Annotated in this window: 11 protein-coding genes; 2 read left to right on the forward strand and 9 right to left on the reverse strand. The window is 59.4% G+C overall.

The genetic code is table 11. The annotated features are described in order from the left end of the window. Window positions 1–179: 179 nt before the first annotated feature. From NQT62_RS14770 to NQT62_RS14805, 8 genes are read right to left on the reverse strand one after another with little or no spacing between them, the layout of a single operon-like run. Window positions 180–1,031, reverse strand: a complete 852-nt coding sequence (locus NQT62_RS14770) for an alpha/beta fold hydrolase (protein WP_256765510.1) — start codon at window positions 1,029–1,031, stop codon at window positions 180–182. Continuing rightward, complete coding sequence (locus tag NQT62_RS14775; protein ID WP_256765511.1) at window positions 1,028–2,482, reverse strand: ATP-binding protein; 1,455 nt, start codon at window positions 2,480–2,482, stop codon at window positions 1,028–1,030. Before NQT62_RS14775 ends, NQT62_RS14770 begins: the two co-directional genes overlap by 4 nt. Beyond that, the gene (locus NQT62_RS14780; RefSeq protein WP_256765555.1) at window positions 2,479–3,162 is read right to left on the reverse strand and encodes a response regulator transcription factor; all 684 of its coding nucleotides are present in this window, start codon (window positions 3,160–3,162) and stop codon (window positions 2,479–2,481) included. Before NQT62_RS14780 ends, NQT62_RS14775 begins: the two co-directional genes overlap by 4 nt. Window positions 3,163–3,207: 45 nt before the next feature. Continuing rightward, on the reverse strand, window positions 3,208–3,852 hold the full coding sequence (locus tag NQT62_RS14785) for a tetratricopeptide repeat protein (RefSeq protein ID WP_256765512.1): 645 nt from the start codon (window positions 3,850–3,852) through the stop codon (window positions 3,208–3,210). 20 nt (window positions 3,853–3,872) lie between these two features. Then, window positions 3,873–4,676, reverse strand: a complete 804-nt coding sequence (locus NQT62_RS14790) for an SDR family oxidoreductase (protein ID WP_256765513.1) — start codon at window positions 4,674–4,676, stop codon at window positions 3,873–3,875. A gap of 15 nt (window positions 4,677–4,691) precedes the next feature. After that, window positions 4,692–5,384 carry an iron-containing redox enzyme family protein gene (locus NQT62_RS14795; protein WP_256765514.1) on the reverse strand — a complete coding sequence of 231 codons (693 nt, stop codon included), beginning with the start codon at window positions 5,382–5,384 and terminating at the stop codon, window positions 4,692–4,694. Continuing rightward, the gene (locus NQT62_RS14800) at window positions 5,381–6,892 is read right to left on the reverse strand and encodes an AMP-binding protein (RefSeq protein WP_256765515.1); all 1,512 of its coding nucleotides are present in this window, start codon (window positions 6,890–6,892) and stop codon (window positions 5,381–5,383) included. Before NQT62_RS14800 ends, NQT62_RS14795 begins: the two co-directional genes overlap by 4 nt. Continuing rightward, complete coding sequence (locus NQT62_RS14805) at window positions 6,889–7,509, reverse strand: thermostable hemolysin (RefSeq protein WP_256765516.1); 621 nt, start codon at window positions 7,507–7,509, stop codon at window positions 6,889–6,891. Before NQT62_RS14805 ends, NQT62_RS14800 begins: the two co-directional genes overlap by 4 nt. A 111-nt stretch (window positions 7,510–7,620) precedes the next feature. Here NQT62_RS14805 and NQT62_RS14810 point away from each other — a divergent pair, with 111 nt between their 5' ends. Together NQT62_RS14810 and NQT62_RS14815 are read left to right on the forward strand one after the other, a co-directional pair. After that, on the forward strand, window positions 7,621–9,435 hold the full coding sequence (locus tag NQT62_RS14810; protein WP_256765517.1) for an adenylate/guanylate cyclase domain-containing protein: 1,815 nt from the start codon (window positions 7,621–7,623) through the stop codon (window positions 9,433–9,435). Beyond that, the gene (locus NQT62_RS14815; RefSeq protein WP_256765518.1) at window positions 9,432–9,908 is read left to right on the forward strand and encodes a hypothetical protein; all 477 of its coding nucleotides are present in this window, start codon (window positions 9,432–9,434) and stop codon (window positions 9,906–9,908) included. The genes NQT62_RS14810 and NQT62_RS14815 overlap by 4 nt, the downstream gene beginning before the upstream one ends. Here NQT62_RS14815 and NQT62_RS14820 read toward each other — a convergent pair. Continuing rightward, window positions 9,872–12,700 (reverse strand): CHAT domain-containing tetratricopeptide repeat protein, encoded by a 2,829-nt coding sequence (locus tag NQT62_RS14820; RefSeq protein ID WP_256765519.1) that lies wholly within the window; start codon window positions 12,698–12,700, stop codon window positions 9,872–9,874. The two genes, NQT62_RS14815 and NQT62_RS14820, sit on opposite strands and share 37 nt — an antisense overlap. Window positions 12,701–12,733 lie beyond the last annotated feature (33 nt).

Consider the following 12,733-nt stretch of genomic DNA (forward strand, 5'->3'; position numbering starts at 1 on the left):
GGCCATTCCTGTGGTTTCCGGCTGGCGCTGCACGGCCAGCGGCTGGGAAACCCATCCTCCCTGCAGGCGATTCTAAATGGTTGACAAATCAGAAGATATATTCTCTTTGGAGGGGGGTTTTTTCCTTAAGGGTTTTCACGGTCCTGCTGCCTTCATCGTCGTGTTTCCTCGACTGGTTTTTAGGCTGCGTGGTGCTTCAGGTAATTGATGAGCAGGGCGTTGGTTTCCATGGGCTTTTCCAGCTGAAACCAATGGCTGGCCCCTTCCATGCGGTGGTATTCCCAGGGGCCTTTGACCAGTTTGCCGCTTTCCACCATTTGCGACTCGGCCAGGTAGCGATCGCCGTCGCTCCACACGCCCATCACCGGCACGGTAATCTCCGGGTATTTGCGGGCCAGAATCAGGTCGACATTGGCGCGGTACAGGTTCAACCCTGCGGTCAGGCGGCCCGGTCGACGCATCCGGTCAATCCAGCGCTCTGCCTCCTCGGTCTGCCCGGTGAATGTGCGCAGCGCTGTCCAGTTGGCCGCCTTGATGAGCACTTCAGACACCCACGGCAACTGGAAAGCCACGGTGTACCAGCCTTTCAATTTTTGAGCCAATCCGCCTTTGGCATAGGCCAAAGGATGGCCCACCGACATTGCGGTGTAAGACAACACCCGGTCCTGATTGCCCATGGTGAAGAACCAGCCGATGATGGCCCCCCAGTCGTGCCCCACCACATGGGCTTTCTCCACATGCAGTGCATCCAGCACCATCACCAGGTCATTGGTGAGGTGGCTTAAATGGTAAGCGCTTTTCGATTTGGGCAGGGATGACTCGCCAAAGCCGCGAAGGTCGGGCGCAATCACCCGAAACCCAGCCTGAATGAGGGCCGGAATCTGTTTGCGCCACACGGTGTGGTCATCGGGGAAACCATGGACCAGCAACACTTCCGGCCCTTCGCCACCAACCAGCACTTGCAGGTTGGCGCCATGAACAGCAATCGTGTGATGCTCAATGGCCTGTCTCTCGTTGGATGGCTTGCTCATTCTTGTTCTCCGTTGTACAGGCTGACCACAATGTTGAAACGCCCGTCGCCTTGGCTCAAGGCCAGGGACCAGCCATGCAGTTCAACCACCTCTTTCACGATGGCCAGGCCCAGCCCGTTGCCCTTTTGGCGCGCATTCGGAATGCGGTAATACGGCTCAAAAATTTGCTGGGCTTGATCGGTGGTCATGGGTTCGGCACTGTTGCTGACGGTCAGCGTCAGGGTGTGTGCGTCCACCTCATTAAAACCGATTTCCACCGGTTCTGCCGGGTTCAGCGTGTATTTGCAGGCATTGTCCAGCAAGTTGCGGATCATCATTTCCAACAGGCCTTTTCGGGCTTGAATGGTCACCACCTGTTCCGGCAGCGACAAGGCAATGTGAAGGCCGGTGCCCTCCAGCACGGCACGCTGGTTGTTGACCAGGTAGCGCAGTTCTTCATTGAGGTTCACCGGGCCTGGCACTTCACCGTCCAGATCAGAATGGATGCGGCTGTAGGTCAGCATCTGTTCAACCAGGTGTTTGGTTCGGTTCAGGCCGGTCATCAGGTGAGCCAGCGAGACTGCCTGCTCCTCCTCGTTGCGGGCGCTGCTGATGTTTTGTGCATGCACCGACAGTGCTGCCAACGGCGTTCGCAGTTCGTGTGCGGCCGAATCGGTAAATCGCCGTTCGCGACTCATCACATGGGCCATGCGGTCAAGCAGGCGGTTCAGCGCCTCAACCACCGGCAGAATTTCATTCGGTGTTCGGTCCAGGGCCACCGGTGAGGTGTCTTTGGGGTCACGGCTTTCAATGGTTTCTGCCAGTTTGGACAATGGTCGGAAACCGGCAATCACAATCAAATTCACCACCACCAGGAGCACCACAAACCCAATGAACAGCGGGCTGCTCAACACCACCCCCACATCGCCGGCAATTTCAGCCCGCAAGCCCATCTCCTCGGCCACTTCAATCCAGATGTGGCCGTCTTGCGAGTCCATGGCAAACACATGCCAGTCGCGTTCGCCCACATGGCGCTCAAAAAACCCCTCGCGCCCGAAACCCAGGCGCTGGTCGGGTGCGTATTCAGACCGCACCAGCAAGCGGCCTTCATGGTTCCACACTTGAAAAGCCAGTTTGGTTTCGTACGGGTGTCCGGATGGGGAGGGGTCTTCCGGGTCCGCGTCTTTCAAGCCCCCCGGGATGTGGATCACAATCGGTTTCTCGATCGTGGCGTGTTCAATTTGCTGGGCCAGCAGCGTATCCAGCACCCGGGCAGACGTGGCCAGTCGGGCACTGAAAATTTCATCGGCCTCATGCAGGGCAACCCGGTAGCTGGCCACGCCAGCAATGCCCATGATGGCCGCCACAGCAACCACCAAACCCAACATGATGCGGGTTCGCATCGAATAGGCACTGTCGACGTGGCGTCGTTCGGGTTGTGCCTCAATCACGGTTTGTGCGGTGAAGTTCATTCGGATGAACCGCCGCCCGCAATGGTGGGGTCGATGCGATATCCAACTCCCCGCAGGGTTTTGATGACCTCTGGATACATTTTCTTGCGAATGTTGTGGACATACACGTCGATGGTGTTGCTGCCCACATCCGATGTCCAGCCGTACAGGCTTTCTTCCAACTGCTCGCGGGTGAATACCTGCCGCGGGTTTTCCATCAATTTCTTCAACAGACTGAATTCACGGCGTTGAAGCACCACTTCCTCGGCGTTGTACCGCACGGTCAGGCCTCGCAGGTCCAGCTCGACCAAGCCCAACTTGAGCACGTTGGTCGATGCGCCACTGGAACGTCGTTCAATCGCATGGATGCGCGCAAACAATTCTTCCAGGTCAAAGGGTTTGATGAGGTAATCGTCCGCACCGGCGTTCAATCCGTCGATCCGGTTTCGGGTGGTGTCGCGGGCACTCACAATGATGGTGGGCGTGGACTTCTGTTTCTGGCGGAGTTGGCCCAGTACATCCAGTCCGTCCAGCCCGGGCAAGCCCAAATCCAGAATGATGAGGTCAAAGGGGTTGTCCAGCGCAGCGCGAAGGGCCTGCCGTCCATCGGAAATCCAGTCCACCTGATAGGCGCGGCGGCGCAGCGCTTCGGCCACGCCGCTGGCAATGTCTTCATCGTCTTCAACCAGCAATACACGCACTGAACTGTCTCCCACGACGTTTTTTTCAGCAGTGTAGTGCGCTTTTTACTTCTTGGCTTTCACTTTGACCAACAAGGCCTGAATTTCGCCACGGCGGCCCTCATCGGCCAATTCACGGCCAGGGCGTGCTGGTGCTGCCAGGGCTTTGGTCAGTGCGGCTTCGGCCTCGTTGTATCGGCCTTTGCGGTACAGAAAATCACCGTAGAAATAGTTGGGGTCGATGCCGGTTGGGTTGATCGCCAAGCCCTTCTTCAGAAACTCTTCAGCCTTTTCATCATTGCCAAAACCCAAAGGCCAGCCGGGCACCTGGTAATAGAGCGAGCCCAAACTCGTCAGCGCAGAGCCGTCCAGTGCCCTGGCATCCATCGTGATGGCTTTTTCAAAAGCGGCCTTGGCCTCTTTCACCAGGCCCAATGCACCCAAACCGCCTTTTGCGCCAGCATAACTGCCCAGCACAATGCCTTCCCAAATGTAGGCGTCCGGGTCTTTGGGGTTGCTGGCCACCACACCACGCGCCGTGTCCGACAATTTTTCCAAGGCTTTTTCCTTGGCATCGTCCTTCTGGTGGTACATGGCCTCAGCCCAGTCGGATTGCAGATTGCGCACAGCTTCGCTGGGCATGGCCCAGGCCAGGCTGGTCATGGCCATCAGGCCCAGGGCAGCCAGGTGGGTTTTAAACAGTGGTTTCATTCAAGTGCTCCAGGTATGGGTCAGAAATGTTGCCGTATCACCGGCAACTGGCCAGCAATGGCCCGGTCGTTCAGGCCGGGGAAGAGCTGGTTCAAGAAAACAAACAGTTTTTCGGGCCAGCCCAGCTTGCGTTCAAAGTCGGCCGTGTCCAAAAAATCGATGAGCTGCCGCGCCACAAACTCCGGTGTGTCGCTCTTCACTTTCAATGCCTTGTTCAAAGCATCCACAGCCCCTGCATTGATGGTTGTGGACGTGGCCCGTGGCGCAAAATATTTCACGCGCACCGGGCTGTCGGCGTTTTCCCGGGCCAGTGCCTGCGCGTAACCGCGAAGGCCGAATTTGCTGGCGCAATAGGCTGCGTTGCCGGGGTAGCCGATGTAGCCAAAAATGGAACCCACCTGCACCACTTGGGCGTGAGGCTGCTTCAACAAACCGGGCAGCAGGGCATTCGTGAGCAGCATGGGGGCCAGCAGGTTGGTTTGAACGATGCGGGTTTGTGCCTGCGCATCCACCCGGTGACTGGGCCCAAAGGCATTGATGCCGGCATTGTTGATCAACAGATTGCACGACAGTGCAGCGGCCTTCTCGCTCACGACTTTCAGGTAGTCGGGGTCCAGCAGGTCACCCGCCAGCACGTCCACCTGGATGGGCGTTGGCCCCTGCTCGCGCAGCAGCTCATCGCGCAAGGCCAGCAAGGCATCGGCCTGCCGGCCCAACAGCAGCAAGCTGTTGCTGACTTTGGCCAATTCAAAGGCCATGGCACGGCCAATGCCACCGCTGGCACCAGTCAATATGGTTCGATGGGGTGTGTTGTTCAGGCGCATGGCGTGAGCCTCCTCTCAGTGTGCAGTCAGGGCTTCATCAAACAAGGCGTGGCTGTCCGACTGAGGCAGGCTGCGAAACAAGTTGCCATACAGGTGGTACATGGCATGGGCGGTGTCGATCACTGCCTGGTGGTCATCCGCCAGCGTTAGTTGGTTGACCAGGTTCTCAAAGAATTTCACATGCTCCAGGTCCAGGCTGCCGTGGGAGGTCAGGTAACTGAAAGCGTTGGGTGGCAACCCGAGGTTCGTCTGGATTTTTTCAGCCGCCAATGTCGCCAGCGCGGTGCTGGTGCCTTCCAGCACATGCACCATGCCGAAAAAACCAACCGGGTTGCGGCGGTCAATCTGGTGGTAAGCGTAAGCCACCATGGCCGCGGTGCTGATGTGGGGTTGACTGTTCTTCACCTGTTCCGGGTTGCCGCCAGCCGCTGCAATGTCATCCAGAATCCACTGCTCATGGCCGTATTCTTCCTCGATGTACTCAGCAATCGCCTTCTTCAAAAATTCATGCCCACTGCCCAAGCGGCTGCCGCAAGCCATCAGCAGCGGCACCGTGTGGCGCACATGGTGGTAAGCCTGGCTTAGAAAGGCAATGTATTGCTGTCGGGTTACCTCGCCGCGTAGCGCCTCTTGAATAATTGGCGTGCTGACCAGGGCTTGTCGGCTGGGTTCGGTTTCCCGTTGAAGCTGTTGAAAAAAAGAAGTCATGCTGCTTGGATCTCCGTGGGAGCGTTCACTGAAACGGCAAGGTAACGCTGCGCAATGGCCTCGCGTCGAATTCGACCGTTGGCTGTTGCCATGCCGTTGTGATGTTGAAAAGGTTCGGCCGCGACCACGGTGCGCGTGATGCGCGCGTAGTCCGGGAGTTGCTGGTTGACTTGGTCCAGGGCCGACGCCAATTGCGCATCGCGCAACGGGGATCGGGGAACCAGTACCGCAGTGAGCGTGGCTTCTCCTTCTCCAAACACGGCGGCTTGAAGAAAAAAGCCAGTGGCCAGAAGGAGGCTCTCTGGCCACTCGGGACTCACATTGCGTCCAAAACCGGTGATGATCAAATTCTTTTTTCGCCCATCAATGCACACATAACCAGCCGGATCCTGGCGACCCAAATCGCCAGTGGGTATCCAGTCGCCCTGGGCAACCGTGTTGCCTCGGCCTGCTTTCAAGTCGTGCAGATAGCCTGCAAAGCCACGGCCTTTCACCCAAATTTCGCCATCGACGGCAATGCGCAATTCAACGCCGTCCAGCGGTTTGCCCACGCTGCCCGCCTGTTGTGCCTGGGGTGTGTTCAGGCAAACCACCGAGGCGCATTCGCTGAGCCCGTAGCCTTCAAACACAGGCCAGCCCAGCTGGTGCGCCAGGGTCAGGAGACTCTTCGGTACTTTTCCGCCGCCCACCGCAATAAACCGCAGGCTGCGGGTGCGTGCATCCTGAGCCTCGGTGGCCATCAGCAATGCGTACAACATTTGCGGCAATACAATCACGCTCTCGGCCTGGTACTGTGCAATGGTATTCAGGCACTGCTGCGCATCAAACTGGCTGGCACCCGTCAGACCGGTTTGGGCCAGTGGTGGGCACACAATGTTGGCGTTGGCCAGCAGGGGCGCGTAAACCCCCGCAATGTTTTCCAGCAATACTGCCAATGGCAGCAGGCACAGGTGGTGCTGAATGTGCAGGCTTCGCGTGGCGGCATCCAGGGCCTGTGCCACACCCACCTGCTGGTCAACCCGCAGGCAAACGCCTTTGGGTTGCCCGGTGGTGCCCGATGTGAAGGTCACTTTGTTAAACCCCGATGGCAGTGTCGACCATCCGTCGGTGTTCGATCCCATCACGTTCAGGGTGGTGGGGTGTGTGGTTTTCAAACCAGAGAACCCCAGTGCAGCACCCATGGCTGGCTGGTCGGTGATCAGCAGTCCAACCTGGGCCTCTTGCACCAGGTGCACCAGTTGCTCCCGCACAAAAAAATCAGGCAGCGGCACCATCACCACGTCCAGCAATGCAGCGGCCAGGTCGATCGCAATCCAGTTGGGGTTGTTGTCCATCAGCACGCCCACGCTGGCTGTGCGGTTCAGCAGGGCCGGGTGTGCGCGCAGGGTACTCATCCAGTCCAGCACACGTCGCCGCAATGTGTCAGCAGTCCAGTGTTGCTGCGGCCCACCGATGATATTCCCCCGGTAGTTGCTCAAGACCGCGTCCAGTGTGTGATGCACTTTCATTGCAGGCACTCCGCCGGAATCAGTTGGTTCAAGCCTTCCAGCTGTGCATAGCCCTGCGCAATGTCACCGATCACCACCCACGGTTTTTGCTCGTAGTAGCGTCCCCAGGCTTGCGGGCATTTCACCTTCTCGGCCATGGCCGGTGCCAGTGCAATTGGTTGCAATCCCAGGCGGTGAAAGCTGTTGATCAGGCTTTGGGTGGCGGTGAATACCACCCAGCGTCGGCCCATGCGGTGCAGGTGTTGGGTCATCACCCTCACCAGCAGGCGTGTGCCACCGGCGCCCGCTGCAGCCAGGTTGCCCACCTCGGCAATGTCTTCCCGGTCAATTTGCCAGCTCAGTTGGCGGTACACCCGTTGCTCAATGCCTTCGTCCAGGTACTGTTCCAGAAACAAGGGGCCTTCGTCGGCCAGGTTGTAGCCTGCAGCCGCCTGCAACTGCCCGCCTTCTGCACGAACACCCACCAGGGTGTTGCAGTAGGTGTCCAGGCGCGCATCGTAATGGCGCTTGAAGGTGTCGGCAATGAATTCCCGCAATTCGCGTTCAACACGCAGATCGCTGATCGCGAGGTTCAGTCTCGGCGATTCCTGCGGGCAGGTTTCACAGTCGCGATGCATGTTGCCAAAGTCCAATCTGTTGAGCATGGTCACAGACTAGGCAGTGCAAATTAACGCCAAATGAATCGCCAAACCAGTTATTGTGTCGGCATTCACCCGTGTTCCTCGTCCATGATTCGTCCCCTGCACTGTGTTGGTCTGTTGCTCTCCGGCTTGCTGGGCGCGGCTTTGCTGGCATTTGGTGAGCACAACCCTGTTGAGTTGGCTGTGCTGGATGCGTGGATGAACACCCCCGCACTGAACCACCAACCCCGGGTAAATACCGGGGACATGATTCGGGTGGTGGGTGTGGACGATGCCTTTGTTCAGCAACTGGACAAACCCCTGTCGCTGATTCACGAAGAGTTGGCTGCCGCCCTGCAAGCGGCTGCAACCGGGCAGGCACGGGCCATTGGGGTGGATTTTGTTCTGCCTGAAAAACGGTTCGATGGTGTGGCATCGCGAGACGGTCTGGTGGATTTTCACCGCAGCCTGCTCAAAGGCTTGTTGCGCACCAGCCAGTCCGTGCCCGTGGTGGTGGCCCGCATTTGGGACGCCGAGCGCGGCCAGTTCCGCGAACCGTTGGTGGATTACCGCGCCGTGTTGAATCGCCAACCCGGTGATTTCGACAAGGAAGCCTCGGTGATGTTGTGCGTGCACAGCGACAACCGGGTGCGCGCTTTGCCGGGTGCCGGTTGCCAGCCCGAATTGTCCGCCGATGGCAGCGCGCACTACTTTGCCGGTGAATTGTTGAAAGCAGCAGGCCTGCAGCCCCAGCGCACGGGTTGGATCAACTACGGCCTGGGCCAAGGCTTTGACTATATCCCCCTGTTGGCCGTGCTAGACCATGCCCGCCAGGGTGACACAGCCTGGTTGCAGGGCCAGTTTGGGGGCCGCATCGTGCTGCTGGGCTCTGTGCTCAACGACACCGACATTCACCGGGTGCCCCGTGCCATCGCCGCTTGGGATGCCGACAACCGTCGCGTGCCCGGTGTGCTGGTGCATGCGCAAATTGCGCTCACCCAGTTGCACCATGCCAGCATTCAACCCATGCCTGCCTGGCTGTTGCCAACCTTGCTGCTGTTGGCGTGCCTGGCCTATTGGCGTGTGCGGGCGGGGTGGTGGTTTGGCGGTGTGGCCCTGGCCATGGTCTTCGCTGTGGGCCTGCAAGGGTATGGGCTTGCACACCAGTGGTGGTGGCCCGCGGTGTCCTGGTGCATGGCCCTCATGGGCACGGTGGCCACCCGTTGGTCGGTGGATGCAATCCTTGGCCTGCGTGAGCGCCATCGCCTGCAACAGGCCTTTGGGTCGTCAGTCAGCCCACAGGTCCTCAAAGCCATGGTCAGTGGGCAACTCAAGGCCCAGTCACAGGGCAGTCGCGTGCCGGTGTGTGTTCTGTTTTCCGACATCCGTGGCTTTACAACCTTGTCAGAACACACTGCACCCGAGCGTGTTGTTGAACTCCTGAACCTGTACTTTGACCAAATGACGCACCACGTGCATGCCCACGGTGGCACGGTGGACAAATTCATCGGCGATGGCCTGATGGCTTTTTATGGTGCCCCCAACACCCTGGAATGCCCGGCACTGTGCGCGGTGCGGTCAGCCTTGCACATGCAGCAGGCCTTGACTGACCTGAACCAAACATTGGCTGCCCGACAACTGCCCTCGCTGCACATCGGCATCGGGTTGCATGTGGGTGAGGCCTTGGTGGGTTTTATCGGTGGGCCGCAACGCCGTGAGTACACGGCCATTGGGGACGTGGTGAACGTGGCGGCCCGGCTGGAAGGGCTGTGCAAGGGCCTGGGGCAGGGCATTGTGGTGTCCCGCGCCGTGGTGGATTCCATTGAGCACCATGCACCGGGGGCTGTTCATTGGCGTGATCTGGGGCTAAAGTCCTTAAAAGGGCGAAGCGACCTGTCTGTTTACGGAGTGCAATCAGCATGAACCTGTCATCAAAAACCGTCCGCTCAGCATGGCTTGCACTGAGCTTGAGTGTGGGCCCCATGGCGCTGCTGCAGGCTGCCGGACCAGCCGAGGTGGGCACCATCATCGACCTTCAAGGCAACGCCCAGGCCAAGCCAGGCGGCGCACTGGCCCCATTGGATTTTTTAACGGAAGGCTCAACCGTTGAGCTTGCCCCTGGCGGCAAAATGACAGTAACCCTGTACAAACAAGGTACCGAGTACGCCGTCACGGGCCCAGCCACATTCCAGGTGAATGCGCTCGAATTGAAGGGCATCAAAGGCAATCCACCGGCCTTGCTGCCCAAAGCCAGCAAGCCTGTGGTTCGCAATCCCACCGGTGCGCCTGAGCGCAATGCAGGCGCTGTCATCATGCGGTCTGTTCGGTCTGCCGAGCCTGCGCAGCCCGCTGCGCCAGTTCAGTCGCCCACCAGCACAAACGGCGCCCAAAAATAAGGGTGCGCAGTCGACAGGGCCACGCCCCCCACCGTCAGGGTGTCCTGAATCAAGTCCTTTCGGGCCTGGTCCAGCGCCGCGTCGGCTGTGTTGCCCCGGGTCAAGCCCTGGAATGTGTGAGTTACCAGCCGTTCGGTGGTGGCACTTTCTACACTCCAGTGGCTCACCATCAAGCGGTGGGCACCTGCAAACATGAAGGCCCGGGTTAAGCCGGCAAACCCCTCGCCACTGTTGGCCTTGCTCGTTTCACCCGCTGTGTTGCAGGCTGACAGCACCGCCAGTTCGGCATTCAGCGTCAATCCCCCCAAAATTTCGGACATGGTCAGCAAGCCGTCTTCGCCGCGCAGGTTGCCACTCAGGCTCATCAACAGGGCAGGTTGGTTCAGTGCTGCGGGCCCGTCGTTCAGGCGGGCGGTTTCACTGCCCAGCAATCCATGGGTGGCAAAGTGCAGGTAACGGGTGCTGGCCAGGTTTTCGGTTTTAACACGGTGCTCCTGCGCCTCTTCTCCCAAAAACAGGCGGCTGGTTTTGCCCAGCACTTGGGCCAATTGGCGAGCCTCGGTTTCGGTTTCCGGCAAGGGGGGAATGCTGAGCGCCCCGCGCTTGTGAAGGCTGCGTTGTGCGCGTTCCAGAACGTCTCCAGAGGCCGATCCAAACGATGGGTTGGCAAAAGAGGTCAGCTCGGTTTCAAACCTCGGCAATGGGTTGCTGTACAAGCGGACCGACACCAGGGACGACAGGCTCGGCAGGTAGCTGATGCGTGTGTTGCGGGCCAGGTAATTGAGCACCCGGTACTGGCCCAGGGTGTCACCTTGCGTGGCTTTCAGTGCTTCAAACGCAGTTTGTTCGCGCGGCCCCCATCGGCTCACCAACAACTCAAAGGGCAGGGTAAACAATGGGCCGTCGGCCACCACAATCCAGCGGGGGTAGGCCGCCAGTTCGGCTTGAACCGGTTCGATCAGGATGCTGTACAGGCGGTGCAGTGTGGCCGGGTTCAGGTCCTGTAAATGCTCCAGGTTGTCACCGGGGTTTTCCATGGTTGCCCGCACCTCTTGCACCCAGCGGTTGAGGTCGCTGCGCTCCACCGGCACACTGCGCAACACCAATTGGTGTTGTGTGGTCAGAAAAATCAGCAGTTCATGCTCCAGCAAGGCATAGCTCAGCACGGCATCGTCCTTGCGAAGCACAGTCTTCTGCAATTCCGTGACATCAATGGCTCGCGGGCGTGTCAGCTCCATGTACCGTGGAAAGGTCTTCCACAAATCGTCGGCCAGCGTTTTCACCAGGGCTGATTGGGCCTTTCGCCGTTCACGGTATTCCGTGTCGGACTTGATTCTGCGTTGCGCCACCATCGGGTCTTCCGTGGCTGAGGTCGGCGCCACTGGGTCGGCATCCGTCTGTCCGCGAACCAGGCCTTGCAGCCGCAAGGCATCCAGTCGCGCACTTTCGGCCTTGAACACCCGGACTTTGTCCATCAGTGCAGTGTTCTTGCTGTAACTCTTGACATCGGCTTTGCGCAGCTGCTCGGTGAACAGCCGGCTTTGCATCCGAGACAGCACACCCAAGGCATCCCGATCATGGCCTGCACCGGGCGTGTCGCGGTTCATGCGCGTCAGCAGTTCAAGGGCGCGTTCAAAATTGCCCTGGGTGGCCCTGGCCAAATCCTCTCGCACGCGGTCATCCAGCCCCTGTGTTTGCCCAAACAGGCGGTCAATGCGGTCCAGTCCAGTCAGGGTCACGTCCCGGGCTGTGCCCAGCTGCCCGGCCGACTGCAAGGCAGCCACGTAGCGTGGCAGCAGCTGCACCAGTTCGTTGTTGGCATCGTTGTCCAGAAAAATTGCCCAGGCTTGGGCATACAGGGGCAGTGCCTCGCTGGGTTCCGTCAGGCTCACAGCATGAGCCTGAAGCACTCGCGCCCGGGCGTACAGCGTGTGCTTTTCACCGCGTGCATCACGAATCATGGGCAGCCAGGTGGCCACCACAGCAGCAGCCTCCGCGGTTTGTCCCACCCGCAGCAAACTCTCCGCCTTGCTCAGTGCGCAGCGTTGAACGTCAGTGCGGATGTCCGGGTTCTGCGGGCTGTACAGTGTCAAAGCCTTGTCAAATTCTGCAACGGCTTGTCGGTGCCGCCCGGTTCTGGCCAACAGGTCGCCTTGCACCTCGCGCAACTGGCCCAGGCGGAAATTCAGGTCGACCGTTGCAGGCAGCCGGTTCGCAATCCCAAAGGCCTCATCCAGTCGGGCCTGTGCCTGGTCAAACTGCTTGAGCTGCATCAGGTTGTGGATGAGGGGGCGGAACCATTTCAAGTCGTCGGCCGAGTTAAACCCCTGTTGCCGAAGCAGCCCCATGGTCAATTCCATGGACTGGTTGGCCAGGGCCAGTTTGCCTTGCTGGCCCTGCACCACAGCCAGGCGGCCCAAAATCTTGATGCTCAGGTCCCGCCCGGCAGCCAGTTCAGGGTTTTGCATGTCCAGTGCTTTGTTCAGGGCAATTTCGGCCTCCGCAGCGCGGCCTTGTGCAGCCAGCGCAGTGCCCAGCGTGAAATAAGCGGCCCGTTGCATGTGGCCATTGCCCTCACCGGCAATCTCCAACCGTTGCAGGGCCATTTGCTCAGCCTGGTCGTCGCGGCCTTCCTGAATGGCCTTGCCGATTTGCTGGCCCAGCTCGTAAAACTCCTGCCCTCGGGCGCTGCGTTGCTGGGCGTGTGCGCCAGCACCAAGGCTTATGGTCAGGAGTACGCACACACTGACAACAAGCCGGCGGGTTATGATCCGAATGGGTAATGGGCGCATGGGGGAACTGGGGGCGTGCACTGCCCCCAGTAT

Source organism: Limnobacter humi (assembly GCF_024518835.1).
GTDB classification, from domain to species: domain Bacteria; phylum Pseudomonadota; class Gammaproteobacteria; order Burkholderiales; family Burkholderiaceae_B; genus Limnobacter; species Limnobacter humi.